Raw genomic sequence first — 20894 nt, 5'->3', positions numbered from 1 at the left:
AGGACATTTACAATGAAAAACCACGTTCGTCGCTTGAGTTATCTTTCTGCAAGCTTGATGTTAATTTTAGGCACCAGTGCGGTATCTGCAAAACAATACTATAAATGGGTCGATGCAAAAGGTTCGACGCATTACACCACCACACCTCCACCTAAAACTGCAAAAAAACAAGGAAAGGTCGATACCTACGGCTGGAGAAATTCTGCGCCGAACATTCCAAATCAAACTACAAATGCCACGACAGCAACTGCAAATGGCACAACGCCTGCAAATGCTAACAACAATACTACTCCCACACCCGTAATGGATCAGCAGCAACGTGAAGCCAATGATGCTTTAAATAAAGCACAACAAGAACGAGCCAATCCAGCCATTTTCTAATTTTTAGCCTGCAAAATATTGGCTACTTAAATTTTCCTGCACAATCCAGCGCGCAAAATTCACTTTTTACCGCATTTTGCGCTATGCTGTGCAACACACTTTTTTAACCGTTTATTCCTGATTTAACCTTATGACTACTCACATTGACCCTGAATATCAAGCCAGTGCGATTGAACCTCAAGTCCAGAATGACTGGGAATCTCGCAAAGCCTTTAAAGTTGCCGACACTGTCGAAGGTCCACATCGTTATATCCTCTCGATGTTCCCTTACCCAAGCGGCAAACTGCACATGGGTCACGTGCGTAACTACACCATTGGTGATGTGATTAGTCGTTTCCACCGTTTAAAAGGCGAAACCGTATTACAACCTATGGGTTGGGATGCGTTTGGCTTACCTGCTGAAAACGCGGCCATTGCCCATCAGGTTGCACCTGCTAAATGGACCTTTGAAAATATCGCCTACATGCGTGACCAATTGAAAAAATTGGGTTTGGCGGTAGATTGGGATCGTGAATTTGCCACCTGTACCCCAGAGTATTATCACTGGGAACAATGGTTATTCGTGCAACTGTATAAAAAAGGGTTAATTTATCGCAAACTCTCGACAGTTAACTGGGATCCTGTCGATCAAACAGTTTTGGCCAATGAACAGGTCGAAAATGGCCGTGGTTGGCGTTCAGGTGCATTGGTGGAAAAACGTGATATTCCAATGTACTACTTCCGCATTACCGATTATGCCCAAGAATTATTAGACGATTTAGAAACTTTGAAAGATGGCTGGCCACAGCAAGTCTTGACCATGCAACGCAACTGGATTGGGCGTTCGCAAGGGATGGAAATCACTTTCCCATCGGCAAATCCTGAAATTTATGCAGATGGTCTGACTGTATTTACAACACGTGCTGACACGTTAATGGGTGCAACTTATGTGGCTGTTGCTGCAGAACATCCTATGGCGTTAAAAGCAGCAAAAAACAATGCACAATTAAAAGCCTTTATTGAAGAATGCCGCATGGGTTCTGTGGCAGAAGCTGACCTTGCCACTGCCGAGAAAAAAGGCATGGCGACTGGCTTATTTGTGAAGCATCCAGTAACAGGTAAAGAATTACCTGTGTGGATTGCCAACTATGTGTTGATGTCTTACGGTTCTGGCGCGGTGATGGCTGTACCTTCACACGATGAGCGTGATTTTGAGTTTGCCAATAAATTCCAATTGCCAATTATTCAGGTGATTGATGCCAAAGGTGCAGACGATGCGGACTTTGACACAACCCAATGGCAAGAATGGTACGGTTCTAAAGAAGGTAAACTGGTCAATTCAGGCGAATTTGATGGTTTAGATTTCCAAGCGGCTTTTGATGCGCTTTTAGCGAAATTAGAGCCACAAGGCTTAGCCAATGTAAAAGTACAATTCCGCTTACGTGACTGGGGTGTTTCACGCCAACGTTACTGGGGTTGTCCAATTCCAATGATCAACTGTGAAAAATGTGGACAAGTTCCAGTTCCAGAAGATCAGCTTCCTGTCATTTTACCTACTGATGTTGTGCCAGATGGCTCAGGCAACCCGTTAAATAAAATGCCTGAATTCTATCAAACCACTTGCCCTTGCTGTGGTGGCGAAGCACGTCGTGAAACTGATACTTTAGATACTTTTGTAGAATCATCTTGGTATTACGCACGTTATGCATCTCCAGATTTTACGGGCGGTATGGTCAAGCCCGAAGCTGCACAAACTTGGTTACCAGTTAATCAATATATTGGTGGTGTAGAACACGCCATCTTGCACTTGTTGTACGCACGTTTCTTCCACAAACTTATGCGTGATGAAGGCGTGGTACAAGGCAATGAACCATTTACCAACTTACTGACCCAAGGTATGGTCTTGGCTGACACCTTCTATCGCGAAGCAGAAAGCGGCAAGAAAACTTGGTTCAACCCTGCCGATATTGAGCTTGAAAAAGACGAAAAAGGTCGTGTTCTTTCTGCAAAATACATGGGCGATGGTCAAGCTGTGATTGTTGGCGGTCAGGAAAAAATGTCGAAATCGAAAAATAACGGTATCGACCCGCAAGCCATTATTGACCAATACGGCGCAGATACTGCACGTGTGTTTATGATGTTCGCTGCACCACCTGATCAGTCTTTAGAATGGTCAGATGCAGGTGTTGAAGGTGCGAACCGCTTCTTAAAACGTGTTTGGCGTTTGGCGGCAGGTTTCCTTGAAAAAGGCAGCAATGCAACTGCAATAGACAGCAGCAAACTTGCTACAGCAGCACAAGACTTACGTCGCAAAACCCATGAAACCATTCAAAAAGTGGGCGATGATATTGAACGTCGTCATGCGTTCAACACTGCAATTGCAGCATTGATGGAACTCTTGAATGCTTGCAACAAGTTTGAAGCACAGAATGAACAAGACCTTGCGGTTGAACGCGAAGCAATTGTGACGTTATTGACCTTGCTTGCGCCATTTGCACCACACTTGAGCCAAACCTTGTTGGCAGAGTTCGGAATTGAATTAACCTCCACCCTATTCCCTGTGGTCGATGAGTCTGCATTAACCCGCAATACTCAAACGATTGTGGTGCAGGTAAATGGTAAATTACGTGGCAAGCTTGATGTAGCAGTAGATGCATCTAAAGAAGACATTCTTGCACTTGCCAAAGCCTTACCTGAAGTACAACCATTCTTGACTGGGCCAACCAAGAAAGAAATTGTGGTACCGAATAAGTTAGTGAATTTGGTGGTTTAAGTGCTTTTAAACCTCCCTTTTTTAAAGGGAGGTTTGGAGGGATTTTATAAAACAATCCCCCCTAAACCCTCCTACAAAAAAGGAATTAAAACAATTTCCAAACAAAGCCCGTTGTCAGTCAATGGGCTTTGCACCTACAATCAAGATATTCTCAACTTCCGCTTTTAAACTTTCAAGAATATTACAGAGGACAGCACATGCACTTTAGCCAACGTCTAGCAGTCATTGTTTTAACTTGTGGACTCAGTGCTGGCTTAGTCGGCTGTGGTTTTCATCTTAAAGGCACCAATCCAAGCATTGCACCTGTGGCTTATTCAAAAATGAGTCTGGCTTTACCGAGCAATGCTGAAGAATTAGAAGAAAAACTTTCTATTCACATGGGTACAGCGGGCGTACAACTCAGCAATGACCCTAATACCTATGTACTGCGTGTGCTTGACTATACGCCACTTCGCTTGGAATTGAATGGCAAACTGGTAGAAACCTTGTTGCGTTTAAGCGTGACTTTCCGTATTGAAGATGCGCAAGGCAACCCGATCACCGAACCTCGTACCGTCATGGCAACGCGCAGTTATCAATACGATGTCGCAACTGTGAATACCGATGATCAGGAACAAAAATTCTTAAAAGAAGTCATTATTGATGATGTAGCACAGCAAATGGTGCGTCAAATTTCATCTAATCGTTTACCTTTGGTCAACCCACCTGTGTATTCAAACCCTAAATAAGTTTTCGAGTGCGATTTTTTTATGAAACTTGACTATCTACAAGCCCTCAAACGTGTCGATGAAGCACGTGGCGTATGGATTTTGCATGGTCAAGAACCCTTACTCGAACAAAACTTGCTGGATGCTTTTCGTGCCAGTTGGCAAAAACAGGATATTGAACGTCAGCGTTATGATTTAAATAGCGTTAGCGATTGGAAAAATGTATTCAATGCCTTAAACAGTCTGTCACTGTTTTCGAGTCAATTGGCGGTTGAAGTACACGGCAATATCAAGCCTGATGCCAGCACACTAAAACAACTGAAAAGTTATATTCAACACAATGAACAAAACTTGCTGTTGGTGGTAATGCCGAAACAAGACAACAATAGTCTGAAATCCAGTTTTTTTCAGTTGATTGATGCCAATGGGGTCAATGTTGCGCTTACGGCGAATTATCCTAAAGATCGGCAGCAGATTTTAGGTTTGGAAGCAGAAAAGCTTGGCATCCAATTGGGACATGATGCGTGGCAATGGTTGGAACAACACCATGAACACAACCTTTTGGCTGCCAAAAACAGCTTGATGCGGGTCAGTGACACCTTTCCTGAAATTCAGCAGATTCAGATTGAACATTTACATGCCTGTTTACAAGATCAATCCCGTTATAGCACTTACGATTTAAATGATGCTTTACTGGCGGGAAATCTAGCGCAAGCCATGAAAATTTTTCAATACCTCATGGCTTCGGGTGAAGCCATGAGTTTAATTTTGTGGAGCATCAGCAAAGAAATGCGCTTACTGATGCAATTATTTGAACAACCACAAAATGCTTTGCAACTGGGTATTTGGAAAAACAAAGTCAGTGTTTATCAGCAAGCTTTGCGACGTTTAAATCCAAATAGTTTCTTGCAATGGCCCGCCCTATTATTGCGTATTGATGCCGCCATCAAAGGGATGTCCAAGGAAAACCCTGAACATCTGGTGCTACAAGCCATTACAGAACTCTGTGGTAAAACACTGTTCGCTTCTCACTCGGCTTAATTTAGCAGACTTCATTAAATAAATTTTAAAGTCAGCCACTTATCGCAAGATTAGCTAAAGAAACGTGCAAACCAACTTTTGCCTTTTTTCTGTTCCTGTGAACGCAAATAATGCAGCATATTGTCGCGTACCGCATCGACATAATCCTGATCATCATGCTGAATATGGTTAATCAACCATTTAGACAACAAACGATACAAATCATGTTCTACCGATTCGCCATTGGCAAAACGCTGACGGCAATCATTCAAACGCTTCACAAAGAGTTCGTGAATACCACGATGTGATGGTAAGTATTGATAATTGACCTGTGACAACAAGTTTTCTTCAAAGCTAAAATGCGATTGCGTATAGTCAATCAAGTCATCCAAGACTTCTTTGATTTGCTCCCGCGCACCTGTCGCCCGAATTTTTTCCAGCGCATTAATATAGTCCAGAATTTGTCGATGTTGATTGTCAATCACATCAATTCCGATATTAAATTTCTCACTCCACTCCATGATTTACCCCTCAGATTTTTTGCTTAAAGTCATGTTTTATTGCATCGTCCCGATGCCGTATTATCCTAATGATTAAATCCATAATTATTTTATGGAATTTGATACTAGCTGCTTTTAATTCTTAAATCCATATAGAAAATAAGGTTTTTTAAGCAACTTAGACCATAGTTGTATTTTTCAGCATTTATCATAAAAATTCATAAAATTATCATAGAGATGAAACAAACTACCCCACCTCGTTAACAGATGCTATTTTCACTTTTTTTATGGATGTAATACCGTACTCAGACTGTATTAAATCTAGCTCAAACCACTAATAAATAATTCTCATTTGCAGTTTCTTCAAAAAATTCACGATTTATCCTTATTTCACTTCTATAATCCTTTTAATTTCTTTTTCTGTTTTTTGACTCATGCCAAAAATAAAATCGACCAAACTTATTGCGGGAATTATCATTGCGCTGATGCTGGCATTTGCCGCTTGGTATTTTTTAAAACCCAAAGAACAACAACCGCAATACATTACTGCCGAAGTGAGCCGTGGAGATATTGAAAGTGCGGTGTTGGCAACAGGCGTACTTGAAGCCACCAAAATGGTCAGTGTTGGTGCGCAAGTTTCAGGTCAAGTCAAAAAAATGTATGTTCAGTTAGGCGATCAAGTCAAACAAGGACAGTTGATTGCCCAAATTGACTCTGTACGACAGGAAAACGAGTTTAAAACAGCACAAGCCAGCATTAAAAACCAACAGGCACAATTGGCGGTTCGACAAGCTAATCTTGCTAAAGTCGCAGCAGAATATCAGCGTCAACAAGCCATGTATGCGCAAGATGCGACCTCACGTGCCGAACTTGAAACTGCCTTAGCCAACTATAAAACTTCACAAGCAGAAATTGCTGCCATTAACGCTCAAATTGAACAGTCACGCCTAACTTTAGACACGTCTAAAGAAAATTTAGGTTATACCCGTATTCTTGCCCCAATGGATGGCACTGTCGTTGCAATTGTGACCGAAGAAGGTCAAACCGTGAACGCCAATCAAAGTGCGCCCACGATTGTTAAATTAGCCAAACTTGACACCATGACTGTAAAAGCAGAAATTTCTGAAGCGGATGTAATGAAGGTCGAAGAGGGACAAACGGTCTATTTCACCACCTTGGGCAACAGTGAGAAAAAACATTACGCTACTTTACGTCAGGTAGAACCTGCACCCAAATCCATCAATACCGAAAGCAATAACAATACGTCATCATCTTCAAGTTCTGCCGTGTACTACAACGCTTTATTTGACGTACCAAATGAAGACGGCAAGCTACGCATCAATATGACCGCACAAGTGTCCATTGTATTGGCAGAGGCACGCAATGTGCTGACCATTCCTGCTGCTGCGGTACAAGGTGTAAACCGTTCACGCAGTCGTGGCAACAGCAATAATTCAGACAGCAACGTACGTGCTGAGCGCGACAATACCGATGCCAGTTCTAGCAAACGCCCTGCCCGCTTGGAATTGACTACCAATGAAAAAGCCTTGGTTGATCAAGGTAAAGCCTCTTTAGGCATGGTACGCGTGCTGCAAGCCGATGGTTCAGCTCGACCACAATCGGTATTGCTTGGCTTAAACAACCGCGCAACAGTACAAGTCATTCGTGGCCTAAAACTGGGCGATCAAGTCATTATTGCCGATGGTTCCGATACCTCAAACGATGCGGCGAAGCGTGGTGGTCGTGTTGGCCCATCAGTGAGAATGTAAGATGAGTCAGTCACAACCTCTGTTAGAGGTCACCAATCTGACCCGTGAATTCCCTGCGGGCGAATCTACAGTACAGATTCTCAAAGGTATTGATCTGAAGATTTACCCAGGTGAATTGGTTGCAATTGTGGGTCAGTCAGGTTCAGGAAAATCCACCCTCATGAATATTTTGGGCTGTCTGGATCAACCCACTACTGGCAGCTATAAAGTCAAAGGACGCGAAACTCGACAACTTGAAGCCGATGAATTGGCACAACTACGTCGTGAATATTTTGGTTTTATTTTCCAGCGCTATCACTTATTGGGTGATTTAAGCGCTGCGGGCAACGTCGAAGTGCCTGCAATTTATGCAGGTGCCGATGTTGAAGAACGACAAGCACGCGCGACTGCGCTGCTCAGTGACTTAGGTCTAGCCGATAAAACCCAAAACCGCCCAAGTCAGCTTTCAGGTGGACAACAACAACGTGTATCCATTGCACGTGCCTTGATGAATGGTGGCGATGTGATTCTTGCCGATGAACCCACAGGTGCACTCGACAAGAATAGCGGTATTGAAGTGATGCGGATTTTGCGTGAGCTGAATGCCAAAGGTCACACCATCATCTTGGTCACACATGACCATAATGTCGCTAAAAATGCCACACGGATTATTGAAATCAGTGATGGGCTTATTATTTCTGATCAGCCCAACACACCTGCCGATCAGGATGATATTACTCAACAAACCTTGCAACATCCGCCACAAAAAAGAACTTCAGCTTGGCGCTCTGTATTTGATCGTTTAGGTGAAGCCTTCCGCATGGCGCTACTGGCGATGAATGCGCATCGCATGCGCACCTTTTTAACCATGCTCGGGATTATTATCGGGATCGCTTCGGTTGTATCTGTTGTGGCACTCGGCAATGGTTCACAGAAACAAATTTTAGAAAACATCAGCAGTTTAGGCACCAATACCATCACCGTGTTTCAAGGGCGTGGTTTTGGTGATACCTCGCGCTCATCTCAGCTTAAAACCCTAATTCCTGCCGATGCCGATGCTTTGGCAGAACAACCTTATGTGGATGGGGTCAGCCCATCGGTCAATAGCAACGTCACAGTACGTTTTAAAGACACCGAGGCTTCTGCCACAGTCAATGGTGTGAGCGAAGACTTTTTCTATGTGCGCGGCATGAACTTCCAGTCGGGTCAGCCTTTTGACAAACACAGCGTGCTGGAACAAGCGCAAGATGTGGTGATTGATCACAACACCAAAAATACATTTTTTAGTGATGGCAGCAACCCTGTCGGGCAAGTAATTTTATTGGGCAGCGTACCCAGCCGTATTATTGGCGTGGTCGAAGAACAAAAAAGCATGATGGGCAATGCCGACAGCTTAAATGTGTATTTGCCCTACTCTACGGTAATGAGCCGCATGCTTGGCCAAAGCCATGTGCGCAGCATTATTGTACGAGTCAAAGATGAATATCCAAGTGCTGCAGCAGAAAATGCCATCCTAAGTCTGTTGGTACAGCGTCATGGTGCGCAGGATGTATTTACTCAAAATGCCGACAGTATCCGTGAAACCATCCAACAAACTACCGCCACCATGACCTTACTGGTTTCTGCTATTGCAGTGATTTCACTGGTGGTCGGTGGAATTGGCGTAATGAACATCATGTTGGTCTCTGTCACAGAACGCACCCAAGAAATTGGGGTACGCATGGCAGTCGGCGCACGACAAAGCGATATTTTGCAGCAATTTTTAATTGAAGCCATTTTAGTGTGTATTTTAGGCGGTGTACTTGGCGTCTTGCTCGCACTCGGAATTGGGCAATTGATTAATCATGTGGCAGGTGGAACCTTTCAAATGGCGTACTCCACCACCTCGATTGTAGCCGCTTTTGTCTGTTCAAGCCTGATTGGAATTGTGTTCGGTTTTATTCCTGCACGTAATGCTGCCCAACTGAACCCTGTCGATGCGCTATCTAGAGAATAAGGAATTAGAGTAAGGAATGATGATGCGATTTAACCAGAAGTCACGACAATTCAGCCAACTCGTCACTGCGCTTTTTCTTGGCAGCAGCTTAGTGGGTTGTGCAGCCGTAGTCAAAACACCTTATCAGGCACCTGCTGTAAATATTCCTCAACAGTTTGAGCAGCAGCAAAAAAGCCAGCAAGTCCTTGCACAACTAAATACAGACCGTTGGTGGACACTCTTTCACGATGCTGCTTTAAATCAATTGGTTGAACAAGTCTTGGCGCGTAACAGTGACCTCGCGGTTGCAGGACTGAATTTACAACAAGCCAGATTACAAGCAAAACAAAGCCAAAGTCAGCAAGGTGTCCGGATTGGCAATGCAGGTATTTCTACAGGGCATCAATTTAGTTTAGAGGGCAATGGTGATACAGCGCGTGGGATTTCGCTGAATTATCCCGGACTGAGCTATGAATTGGACTTATTCGGTAAACTTGCCAATCAGACTGAAGCTGCACGTTGGGAAGCCTTAGCCACCGAACAAGACTTACAAGCCATCGCACAAAGCCTGATTGCAACCACTGCCAATTTATATTGGCAATTGGGTTATTTAAATGAACGCTATGTTGTCGCACAACAAAACCTTGCCAGTACGCAAAAAACGTATCAATTGGTCAGTGCGCAATATCGCGCGGGTGCAGTTTCAGGATTGGATTTAAACCAAGCCGAACAAGCCCTGCAAAGTCAAAAATCAACCTTGAGCCAAATTGCACAGCAAAAAGTTGAAACACGCACCGCCTTGGCAGTTTTACTGCATCAACCTGTGCAAATGTTGAATATCAATGAACCACAGAGTTTAGCCGCTGTTCGTTTACCGAATATTACTGCTGGCTTACCTGCAGAACTGCTGTCACGTCGTCCCGACTTACGTGCAGCCGAATTACGTTTACGTAAAGCCTTGGCCAATAAAGATGCCAATCGAGCCAGTTATTACCCATCCATCAGTCTTACAGGCACACTCAGTACAGGTGTCGGTACAGGCGCGCATACCTCTTTAAGCGATGCCCTAAAAAACCCAATTGCCACTTTAGGTGCAGGTTTAACCCTGCCATTTTTGCAATGGAATGATATGCAGCGCGATCTAAAAGTGAATGCTTTGGAATATGAAAAAGCCATTGTGCAATATCGACAAACTTTATATAAAGCCTTTGCCGATGTCGAAAATGCACTGTCAGCACGAACCGCGCTGAATCAACAAGTCGCGCTGCAAAGCCGCAATTTAGCACTGGCAGAGAAAACTGAACGCTTAACTGAGGTGCGTTATCGGCATGGTGCGATTGCCTTAAAAAACCTGCTAGATGCACAAGAAACCACCCGCAATGCACGTTTAAGTTTATTGCAGACCAAGCAAAACCAATACAACGCCTATGTGACTTTATTGCAAGCGTTGGGTGGTAGTCCGATTCAAAACATTCAATAATGCAAGAGTTGATCTAAATTGATCACGATAAAAAAAGCCTGTGGATGATTTTAAACATCCACAGGCTTTTGCTTGCTTTGTATATAAACTTTGAAATTAAGTTTTCTCAGATAATAACACTTCTTTACTTAATACTTGATGGCTACTGGTCGCAATTGGCAAACTGACTTTAAAAGTCGTTCCCACACCTTCTTTCGATTCCACCACAATTTGCCCGTGGTTCAAATCGACAAAACGCTTACACAACACCAAACCTAAACCAATACCCTTTTCACCTGCAGTGCCTTTAAAACTAACAGTAAGTTTAGGCTCGAACAGCGTTTCGAGTTGTTGTGCAGTCATGCCCAAACCTGTATCTTGAATATAAATATCCACACTGGTTTCTGTTTGCTCTGCACGTAAAATGACTTTGCCTGTGCCATCGGTAAAGGTAAATTTCAGCGCATTCGACACCAAATTTTGAATCACCGAGGTAATCATATTGATGTCGGCATAAACTTTAATGCCTTCTTCAACTTGATCAATCAGTTCAATATTTTTCTTGATTGCCAAACTTTTCAACACATCGCAAACAATTTTGGTCGATTGCTTTAACTCAAAATTAATTGGGTGATACACAAAGCGTCCACCCTCTGCCATCGCCCAATTCAATAAACTTTCTAGCAAGTTATAGGTCGATTGTGCTGTGTCGAATAAATAGTCGGCAATATTTTGAATACTAGAATCATCCAAAGTTTCGCGCTCTTGCGCTAAAACTTCCGAAAACCCCAATAAGCCATGAAATGGCGCGCGCAAATCATGCGCAATAATTTGGAAAAATTTGGTTTTACTAAAATTCAATGCAGACTGCTGTTCATACAGTTCTTTTAAGCTTGCATAATCAACTTTTAATTCAATATAACGCACCAAACCTGCAGCAAACTCCGCCACTGTCGGCAAAGCACCTAAACTAAACGCTTCTTCACGATGATCAAATAACAACAACTGCCCAATCGACTCGCCATCGGTTTTGAGTAAATCCAGTGCGATTAGGCGCGCGGCTTCTATCCCCAAACTTGCGATGTGCTGCACAAAATTTGCATATTGAGGATGTTGAGGTTCAATCAGTTGCTGACCTTGAAAGAAAGCGTCTAACCGTGCGTTTGGGTTGGCACGAAAGGCTTTAAAAACTTGATTGGTGGAATACCAGATGTACGGCTCATTTTTAAAAGTCAAAATGGCATGATCGACTTGCAGCATTTGACGGGCAAACTTCAAAAAACCATCAATTTGGTTACTTGGCGTATGTACACCCAATAATAACGAGAGTGTGCAAGCACTGAGTTGCTCCGTTTCAGGACCAATTTCCAGCAACTGTATTTTCATTTTTGCCTCGTTAATTAAAGTGTGCCGCGCCTATGAATTATTTTGTCTACAAAACTCATCCACTGAATTCAGAGTTAACCTACAAACTTTAACACAAAACACAAGCTTTCAAACTAATTTAAAAAACTGCGTAACAACTCGGCATTTCTTCTTTACTACTTGATTTTTTCATCTATGGATTAACAAGGGTTTAGCTCACGCTTGATTATGATTTTTGATGGATCAAACGGTGCTACAAACCCGCTAAAAAATACGCTTATTTTTGTAAAATTTGGACCATAAAAATAGATCTAAACTTTTAAAATATAAATCAGGCTTTTTATCTGTAGATTTCCCTCCGTTTTTGAAGAAAATCTCAACTTCTATACAAGAGTTTACATTGCATCACACTGTAAAAAATAGAAGCAACATATTGATAAACATATAAAATAAATAGAATAAATATATCCACCTATCATTTTCATCGGTTATTTATCAAACATTCGACTTAAGTCGAACCCTCAACTGGTTAATTTATAATAAAATATACATATATTTTTGATGTCATATCTTCATCATACGATTTGATTAGTATTTCAACAGTAAATACTCAAGGCGATTTTTAGGTTTAAATAGGCTCATTTTTACATTAAGCCGTGTCTTGACTCGCACAAATGCGACACATCATTTCGTAGCGAAATGGCGTCATCACTGTAATTACGTTGACTGAAATGCATAGAGAGTCGATACTCTCAAGGTTAAATTAGGCAAATCGGTTCGCAGGGGCTGAGTCATCATCTCGCTCCTAAAAAACTCAATCAAAGCAAGGGGCTATATATGGCTGGTGGAAAGTCAAAAATCATTTACACACTGACCGATGAGGCGCCATTGTTGGCGACCTACTCTCTACTGCCGATCATTGAGACCTTTACTAAGCCTGCTGGCATCGAGATTGTCAAGAGTGATATCTCTGTCGCAGCACGCGTACTCTCTGAATTCTCGGAATACCTAAGCGAAGAACAGAAGGTAGCCGACAACCTCGCAGAGCTTGGACGTCTCACGCAAGATCCAGATACCAATATCATCAAACTTCCAAACATCAGTGCTTCAGTTGCTCAGTTAGTTGCATGTATCAAGGAATTACAAGCAAAAGGCTATGCAATTCCTGACTATCCTGAAAATGAAAATACTGCAGAAGATAAAGCTTTACGCGCTCGTTTTGGCAAATGCTTAGGCTCAGCAGTAAACCCTGTATTACGTGAAGGTAACTCTGACCGTCGTGCGCCTGCTGCAGTGAAAAACTATGCAAAAAAACACCCGCACTCTATGGGTGAATGGAAGCAATGGTCACAAACTCACGTTTCACACATGGATGAAGGCGACTTCTACCATGGCGAAAAATCGATGACGCTTGACCGCGCACGTAACGTAAAAATGGAACTCATCACTCAATCTGGTGAAACCATTGTACTGAAAGAAAAAGTAGCGTTACTTGACGGCGAAATCATCGATTCTATGTTCATGAGCAAGAAAGCGCTTTGCGACTTCTATGAAAAAGAATTGGATGATTGTAAAGAAGCAGGCATTTTGTTCTCTTTACACGTAAAAGCGACCATGATGAAAGTTTCACACCCGATTGTATTCGGTCACTGTGTGAAAATTTACTATAAAGAAGCGTTTGAAAAACACGGTAAATTGTTTGAAGAACTTGGCATTAACGTCAACAACGGTATGGCAGGTCTTTATGAAAAGATCGAAACCTTACCAACTTCTTTACGTGAAGAAATCATCGAAGATTTACACGCATGCCAAGAACACCGCCCTGCACTTGCAATGGTGGATTCTGCAAAAGGCATCACCAACTTCCACTCTCCAAACGACGTAATTGTAGATGCTTCTATGCCTGCAATGATTCGTGGTGGCGGTAAAATGTGGGGTGCTGACGGTAAACCTTACGACTGTAAAGCAGTAATGCCTGAATCTACTTTCGCGCGTATTTACCAAGAAATGATCAATTTCTGTAAGTGGAATGGTAACTTCGACCCACGTACGATGGGTACTGTGCCAAACGTAGGTTTGATGGCGCAAAAAGCTGAAGAATACGGCTCACACGACAAGACTTTTGAAGTTCCTGCTGCAGGTGTTGCAAACATCACTGATATTGACACTGGTGAAGTGTTGATGACTCAAAACGTAGAAGAAGGCGACATCTGGCGTATGTGTCAGGTGAAAGATGCACCTATTCGCGACTGGGTTAAACTTGCAGTAACACGTGCACGTAACTCTGGTATGCCAGCAATTTTCTGGTTAGACCCGTACCGTCCACACGAAAACGAAGTGATCAAGAAAGTTCAAAAATACTTAAAAGATCACGACACGACTGGTTTAGATATTCAAATCATGTCACAAGTTCGTGCGATGCGTTATACACTTGAGCGTGTTGCGCGTGGTTTAGACACCATTTCTGTAACAGGTAACATCTTACGTGACTACCTCACTGACTTGTTCCCAATTATGGAGCTTGGTACTTCTGCGAAAATGTTATCTATCGTTCCGTTAATGGCGGGTGGTGGTATGTACGAAACTGGTGCGGGTGGTTCTGCGCCTAAACACGTACAACAACTTGTTGAAGAAAACCACTTACGTTGGGATTCATTAGGTGAGTTCCTTGCGCTTGCTGCTTCTTTAGAAGAAATGGGTATTAAAGAAGATAATACTCGTGCGAAATTACTTGCATCAACTCTTGATCAAGCGACCAGCAAATTACTTGATAACGACAAGTCTCCATCACGTCGTACTGGCGAACTGGACAACCGTGGCAGCCACTTCTACTTGGCAAAATTCTGGGCAGAAGCACTTGCTGCTCAAGATGAAGATGCTGAGTTGAAAGCGAAGTTTGCACCACTTGCACAAGCTTTAGCTGCAAACGAAGACAAAATTGTTGCTGAACTTGCGGAAGTACAAGGTAAATCGGTTGATATCGGTGGTTACTACGCAGTAGATCAAGCTAAAGTGAATGCAGTAATGCGTCCAAGCGCAACATTCAATGCTGCACTTGAAACTATTTAATGCGATGACATCGCACTGATACGATTCAGTGCCTGTTCTACAAAAAACCAGTGTGAAAGCACTGGTTTTTTGTTGGCAGTAAATTGATAAAGACTGAATAGGTGAGCTATATCTTCACATATATCTTTATTTCTTATTCTGTATACCCATTCTTATCCATGAGTCCCAAAAGTTAAATTGAAGCAAACAACAATCTTCATATAAAAACTTAAGGATATTCAAATCATTGGATAAAGTTCAGACAATAAAAAAAGCCCCCAAGTCTTAATATGCTTGAGGGCTTTTCCTTTATATGGTCCCGAGGGTCGGACTCGAACCGACACGTCATCTCTGACAGCGGATTTTGAGTCCGCCGCGTCTACCAATTTCACCACCTCGGGTAGGTGTTGATGGGTATAATAAACTTTTTTGACAGCTTGTCAACGCAAGTTTTTTGCAATTGTTTAAAATTAAATCAGCTGTCATTTTTTTGATTTATAATCGACCAATTTCATCCATAAAACCTAAAAAAGCATATACTAGGCACAGTTTTCCCAGTGTTCTAACTTGTTTTTATCATGCAGCTTTCTGACTTTAATTTTAATCTCCCCGATGAACTCATTGCTCGTTACCCACTAGCAAGTCGTAGCGCCTCTCGTCTGCTGCATCTTGATGCTCAAGGTCAGTATCATGACCATCAATTTACCGACTTACTGAATTTACTCGAAGCGGGCGATTTACTGGTACTTAACGATACCAAAGTCATGAAAGCGCGTCTTAAAGGTAAACGTGCCACAGGCGGTGCAGTGGAAGTCTTGGTAGAACGTCTGCAAGATCAATTTATTGCCCATTGCCATATTAAAGCCAGCAACTCACCAAAAGCAGGTGCAGAACTGTTTATTGGGCCTGATGCTGTAAAAGTGACCGTACAAGGTCGCCATGAAAACTTATTTATTGTCGAGTTTTCGCAGCCTATTTTAGACGTATTGGATGCCTACGGTCAGCTGCCTATTCCCCCCTACTTTAACCGTGAAGCAGAAGCGATTGATACCGAACGCTATCAGACCGTATTTAATGACCCGAGCAAACTTGCCAGTGTGGCAGCGCCTACAGCAAGCCTGCACTTTGATGAAGCTTTGCTGCAACAATTAGCAGATAAAGGTATTCAAAAAACCTTCGTGACCTTACATGTAGGTGCAGGTACTTTCTTACCTGTACGTACCGATGACATTGCCAATCATGTTATGCACAGTGAATGGTGTGAGGTCTCAGACGCTGCTGTAGATTTAATTCGTGCCACCAAAGCACGTGGCAATAAAGTCATTTCAGTGGGTACCACCGCTACCCGTGCTGTAGAAAGTGCAGCACAAGCTCACGGCGGCGAATTGGCTGCATGGACGGGCGATACACAAATTTTTATCTATCCTGGTTATCAGTTTAAAGTGGTAGATCGCCTTATTACCAATTTCCACTTGCCTGAATCGACGCTATTGATGCTGGTTTCTGCCTTATCAAGTCGTGAGTATGTAATGCATGCTTATCAACATGCCGTGTCAGAACACTATCGTTTCTTTAGTTATGGCGATGCCATGCTGATTGACCAAGCGCAAGCCTAAGCCTTTGTGAAGAACCTCCATGCCGCTCGATACTGTCCAACACTCCATTCACATTCGACGCAAGAAGAATAAGCGAGTATTTCGCAATATCGCGCGGCTTTGGGATATTGGAAAAAAAGCCCAAAGCCATCAAGAAATTTTGGATGGTTTGCACCCTTGGCAAGATGACATTACCTTAAAATTTGAAAATGTTTTGCCGATACTGCTGGGCATTATAGGTGTGCTATTCTGTTTATTACTCTTGATTCAACCGAGTAATATTTGGCTGCAATTTTGTTTGCTGATTGGTGTAGTCTGTATTTTTTGGGCATTTATTACCTATGAACAAGATGATCCCATTGAAGAAGTCATTGCTTTTTTAGAACAGGAAAGCATTGCTCAACGCTACCAACTGGCATGGCAACAACCACCGCAGCACCTCGCCAAAACCTTGCAACCCATTTACTTTATCGCCCATTTAAAAGCGATGTTCCCCTTATTTCATTTGGGTAATCTTTCCAATGACATTACCCGCTATGCCAGTACCGTTTGGCTTGATCAACAGGGCAAACAACATCAGGTTTTGCTTTTTGAATACCGCTATGTCAGTGAAATACGTATTAAAGACAAAAATGGAAATGATTATAAAGTCAAAGAAGTGGTGCGCTATGTATCGGGTGTCTTTGTCTTTGATGTGAAAATTCAAGGTTTAGCCATTAGCACCAATAAAAAAACTTTTGGTGCGCCCTACCATGTACCATGGCATACCAGTGACATCCGACTGAATCAAAAACTCAATTTCTTTGGTAGTGATGCGATTCAAATGGCGCGCACACTCAGCCCCGCTCTGGTGTTAAAACTGGATGATTTTTTCCAGCATCAGCAAGGGGATTTATTGTTTCACCCTGAACGACACACCTTATGTTTTTTAGGCAGCAAAAATCTGTTTGAAATTTCCAGTAAAGCAAAAAATATTCAAGATATTTCCGCATTGCGTGGACACTTACGCACTTTTAAATTACCTTATTTAGAACAATTACAGACAGATTTGGTTGATTTTCTGGACTAAGAAAATCATCTTGGGGCAAAACATGGGTATCGCAATTTTTCTTTTGGTTGTCATCGTCTTGGTGATGCTGGGCATCATGATTCGTAACAACATCGTACGCCACCACAACGCCACCATCCGCGCTTGGGCAGATGTGACCAGTTTTGAACGACAGAAATTAAAAACGCTCGAAGAACTTGCACCAGTGGTCGAACAATATGCGGGCATGGAAAAAGGCACTTTAGAAAAAGTGACTGAACTGCGCCAAAATATTATGAACCTAAACATCAACAATGCCGATATCAGCCAATTACAACGTGTTGAAGCCTTGAGCAAAGAATTGATGCGCAGCTTGAATGTGGTGGTCGAAAATTATCCTGAACTCAAAGCCGACCAACTATATTTAAAAATGATGCATGAAATTGATGAGCAGAACGAAAATGTCGGTGCTGCGATTACTATTTATAACCGCAATGTCGAGTTGTTTAATAACTATATTCAGGTCTTTCCCAACAACATGATTAACACTGCAACCACAGCGAAAAAACCTGTGCGCGCCTTTCGGGACAACAGTGCAGCACAAAGTTTTGATTATCGCCCAAACTTTTAAGCCATTGAATGCTAAGCCACTCATTTAAAATTATTTTTCAATACATAAATAAAAACAGCAAGCACGAAGCTTGCTGTTTTTTTCAGATTTCAACTAAACACATGACTGTGTCAGATACTGCACCTGATTACGTCCCTTATTTTTTGCCAGATACAACAATTCATCGGCTGAATGCAGAAAATCGACCACATTGTGATATTGCTGATTTTGATCATAGCTATTTACACCAATACTCACAGTGACTTGGGCAATCTCCCCTGTCTTGGTATGTGGAATTTCCAGCGCATATACTGCCTGCCTAAAGTTTTCAGCAAGTTGTACAGCATCTGCCAATGGTGTTTCAGGCAATAGCACCACAAACTCTTCACCACCAAAGCGAGCCACAAAGTCAGATGCACGCGCAAAGTGTTGTTTAAGCAACTGCGCCACACTAATCAAACAATGATCACCCTGTAAATGTCCATAATTGTCGTTATAAGGCTTGAAATGGTCGATGTCGATAAACAAGAGAGACAATGCATGTTGATGACGCACAGCACGTTTAAATTCGTTTTCTATACGCTCACTGAGCGCCTTTCGATTGGCAACCAAGGTCAGCGGGTCTTGTAAGCTCAAAGCCAGATTTTTGCGACTCAACGCTTCGAGTTCCAACTCCATTTGTTTACGCGCAGAAATATCAAACATAAACCCAATAATCGCCACAGTTTCGTTATTTTCACGAATCACATGCACCACATCACGAATCCAGACATAATCTCCTGTAGCGGTTAAGGCACGATAATCCGCTTCGTGGTCTGTGCCTTGATCGGACAGACTCACACACATATTCACGGTCTTGTCCCGATCTTCAGGATGCATCCGATCAATCCAATCTTGTGCAGTTTTCCAGCTGTCTTGCGTCCAACCCAGTAAAGACTCAATTTGTGGGCCAATATAGCTAAAAGCTTTGGTTTTCCAGTTAATCTGCCACGGAATTGCATTCGTGGTTTCCAAAAGTGTTTTATAGAATTGGTCTTCTTTTAGTGCACTGTTTAATTCACTCATAGCCCACCTCTATGAATTGATTTTAATTACAATTTAACAACTTAAGTGAGCTTTGACTACAATTTGTTTTGTCTTATTGACATTTTTCTCAGCTTTGACACAATCATGAGGTTGAGCAAAATATAAACAACAATTGCTCAAAACATAAATCCCAAAATAAAAAGTAAGCCGATAAAATGTTAGAACATATTCAGAACCTGAAAAACACCCTCATTCAAGAGTGATTTATAGCAAATAATTATTTTGACAAATATAGTCAAACATATACAATTTAGGTATTAAATTTTAAAAAAACTTGCAATGAAATACTTGACTGAAAGCTTAAAGAAAGTAGAGCAAGACCTTGCTTATTTTGTATCCCCTGAAAATAAAGATGGGTTTATTAAGGAATTTGCATCATGGGTCTATGGTGAGTGGTCAAAGAATGATTTCTATGAAACCGATATTGTAGATTTAGGCTATGATTGTTCTTCGTACCCTGAAAAAACAAATCAATCACTCTCCGATAAATGCCCCACCTATGCTGATTTTATTAATGCAAATACAGGCTTTTCTGAATGTACTCACGTTTCAGGACAAGGTATGCGCTGTCAAGAATATGAGGAAAAATTATTAGAGATTTTTGGTGATGCTTGCGCTAAAAAACTAGATGATTTAGTAGAGCCATATCAACTAGAAGTGCCTGAAAAATACAAAAAATTTGCAGAAAATATTAGTGAACTAATTTTCCTTGAAGTTGTTGATCATCATGAGGATTCAGAACTTTATGAGGTTTGTGACGATATTTTATTAAAATATAATCAGCTAGGAGTCGCATCATCCCCTTATACATGCCCTATCTGTGGATGGGATGAAGACAATGATCTAGCCATATATTGTGATGAATCCATATTTAAAGACTATACACTTGAGGATTTCAAGAAGTTAGCGGAGATTGATTAATGTACTCTCCTGCTAAATTCGGTGAAATGATTGGGAAGTCGGTTAAAACTCTACAAAGATGGGATGCCGAAGGTATTTTGGTTGCATGTCGAAATCCTAAAAATCGCAGATACTACACGCACGATCAATACCTTGAATATATCGGTATAAAAGCAACGGAAGCTAAATCATCAGTAATTGTTTATTCAAGGGTATCTAGTGTTGCTCAAAAGCCCGATTTAGCTAATCAGGTGTCAGCTTTAGAAACTTTTTGTACTGTAAATGGCTATGCTGTTGATGATTGGGTGTCAGAGGTTGGAAGTGGTTTGAATTATAAAAGAAAGAAATTCAATCAGCTTTTTCTTGATATTGAAATGGGTAAAGTTTCAATGCTTGTCATCGCTCACAAAGACCGTTTGGTGCGTTTTGGTTTTGAGTGGTTTGAATCTTTTGCTGAAAGACATGGTTGTAAAGTTATTATTATGAATCAAGAATCTCTTTCCCCAACGGAAGAAGTAACACAAGACTTGTTAGCGATTATTCATTGTTTTTCCTCTCGACTTTACGGATTAAGAAAATACAAAGAAAAAGTTAAAGAATTAGTGAACATCAAGGAATAACTTTTGAAACTAACACGCATCCACCATTGTAAAAACTTGAATGTGCAAAAGTACAAACAGCTTGAGAAACAAGCTGTTTTACTTGGTCGTATTCGTAGCGA

At 41.8% G+C, this 20894-nt stretch carries 16 protein-coding genes and 1 tRNA gene; 13 read left to right on the top strand and 4 right to left on the bottom strand.

Annotated elements, in window-relative coordinates:
- Positions 1–12: 12 nt before the first annotated feature.
- From CF596_RS12125 to holA, 4 genes are all read left to right on the top strand, one after another.
- Entirely contained in the window at positions 13–381 is a 369-nt protein-coding gene (locus tag CF596_RS12125; protein WP_096902628.1) for a DUF4124 domain-containing protein, read from the top strand.
- Between the two features lie 130 nt (positions 382–511).
- Positions 512–3133: a leucine--tRNA ligase gene (gene leuS / locus CF596_RS12120; protein ID WP_096902627.1), complete on the top strand. Its 2622-nt coding sequence runs from the start codon at positions 512–514 to the stop codon at positions 3131–3133.
- Positions 3134–3330: 197 nt separating this feature from the next.
- Positions 3331–3861 carry an LPS assembly lipoprotein LptE gene (lptE, locus tag CF596_RS12115; RefSeq protein ID WP_096902626.1) on the top strand — a complete coding sequence of 177 codons (531 nt, stop codon included), beginning with the start codon at positions 3331–3333 and terminating at the stop codon, positions 3859–3861.
- A gap of 21 nt (positions 3862–3882) precedes the next feature.
- A complete protein-coding gene (gene holA / locus CF596_RS12110) occupies positions 3883–4881 on the top strand; it encodes a DNA polymerase III subunit delta (RefSeq protein WP_096902625.1) in 999 nt (332 codons plus the stop codon).
- Positions 4882–4931: 50 nt separating this feature from the next.
- Here the strand turns inward: holA and CF596_RS12105 are convergent, their stop codons facing one another.
- Positions 4932–5381: a bacteriohemerythrin gene (locus CF596_RS12105; RefSeq protein WP_004974971.1), complete on the bottom strand. Its 450-nt coding sequence runs from the start codon at positions 5379–5381 to the stop codon at positions 4932–4934.
- Between the two features lie 413 nt (positions 5382–5794).
- Between CF596_RS12105 and CF596_RS12100 the strand changes: the two genes are divergently transcribed.
- From CF596_RS12100 to CF596_RS12090, 3 genes are read left to right on the top strand one after another with little or no spacing between them, the layout of a single operon-like run.
- Positions 5795–7129 carry an efflux RND transporter periplasmic adaptor subunit gene (locus tag CF596_RS12100; RefSeq protein ID WP_096902624.1) on the top strand — a complete coding sequence of 445 codons (1335 nt, stop codon included), beginning with the start codon at positions 5795–5797 and terminating at the stop codon, positions 7127–7129.
- A 1-nt stretch (position 7130) separates the two neighbouring features.
- A complete protein-coding gene (locus CF596_RS12095) occupies positions 7131–9104 on the top strand; it encodes a MacB family efflux pump subunit (protein ID WP_096902623.1) in 1974 nt (657 codons plus the stop codon).
- 22 nt (positions 9105–9126) lie between these two features.
- Entirely contained in the window at positions 9127–10563 is a 1437-nt protein-coding gene (locus CF596_RS12090; protein WP_096902622.1) for an efflux transporter outer membrane subunit, read from the top strand.
- 96 nt (positions 10564–10659) lie between these two features.
- Here CF596_RS12090 and CF596_RS12085 read toward each other — a convergent pair whose 3' ends face one another.
- Complete coding sequence (locus CF596_RS12085; RefSeq protein WP_096902621.1) at positions 10660–11928, bottom strand: HAMP domain-containing sensor histidine kinase; 1269 nt, start codon at positions 11926–11928, stop codon at positions 10660–10662.
- A gap of 816 nt (positions 11929–12744) precedes the next feature.
- Here CF596_RS12085 and CF596_RS12080 point away from each other — a divergent pair.
- Entirely contained in the window at positions 12745–14976 is a 2232-nt protein-coding gene (locus CF596_RS12080; RefSeq protein ID WP_096902620.1) for an NADP-dependent isocitrate dehydrogenase, read from the top strand.
- A gap of 293 nt (positions 14977–15269) precedes the next feature.
- Here CF596_RS12080 and CF596_RS12075 read toward each other — a convergent pair.
- A tRNA-Leu gene (locus tag CF596_RS12075) sits at positions 15270–15356 on the bottom strand.
- A 177-nt stretch (positions 15357–15533) separates the two neighbouring features.
- Here CF596_RS12075 and queA point away from each other — a divergent pair.
- The 3 genes from queA to CF596_RS12060 are packed head-to-tail and all read left to right on the top strand — an operon-like array spanning position 15534 to position 18208.
- A complete protein-coding gene (queA, locus tag CF596_RS12070) occupies positions 15534–16571 on the top strand; it encodes a tRNA preQ1(34) S-adenosylmethionine ribosyltransferase-isomerase QueA (protein ID WP_096902619.1) in 1038 nt (345 codons plus the stop codon).
- A gap of 19 nt (positions 16572–16590) precedes the next feature.
- Positions 16591–17619 (top strand): hypothetical protein, encoded by a 1029-nt coding sequence (locus tag CF596_RS12065; protein WP_096902618.1) that lies wholly within the window; start codon positions 16591–16593, stop codon positions 17617–17619.
- A 22-nt stretch (positions 17620–17641) separates the two neighbouring features.
- Complete coding sequence (locus CF596_RS12060; RefSeq protein WP_096902617.1) at positions 17642–18208, top strand: LemA family protein; 567 nt, start codon at positions 17642–17644, stop codon at positions 18206–18208.
- Between the two features lie 93 nt (positions 18209–18301).
- Here the strand turns inward: CF596_RS12060 and CF596_RS12055 are convergent, their stop codons facing one another.
- On the bottom strand, positions 18302–19252 hold the full coding sequence (locus tag CF596_RS12055; RefSeq protein WP_096902616.1) for a sensor domain-containing diguanylate cyclase: 951 nt from the start codon (positions 19250–19252) through the stop codon (positions 18302–18304).
- 300 nt (positions 19253–19552) lie between these two features.
- On the opposite strand from CF596_RS12055, the gene CF596_RS12050 reads away from it, so the two are divergent.
- Positions 19553–20194 (top strand): hypothetical protein, encoded by a 642-nt coding sequence (locus tag CF596_RS12050; protein WP_096902615.1) that lies wholly within the window; start codon positions 19553–19555, stop codon positions 20192–20194.
- Positions 20194–20793, top strand: coding sequence for an IS607 family transposase (locus CF596_RS12045; protein ID WP_016659757.1), 600 nt, complete (start codon positions 20194–20196; stop codon positions 20791–20793). Before CF596_RS12050 ends, CF596_RS12045 begins: the two co-directional genes overlap by 1 nt.
- Positions 20794–20894 lie beyond the last annotated feature (101 nt).

The organism is Acinetobacter sp. YT-02 (genome assembly GCF_002412355.1).
GTDB lineage: Bacteria > Pseudomonadota > Gammaproteobacteria > Pseudomonadales > Moraxellaceae > Acinetobacter > Acinetobacter towneri.
The sequence above is the reverse complement of the archived record's forward strand: the minus strand, read 5'-3'. Positions and strand labels throughout refer to the sequence as shown.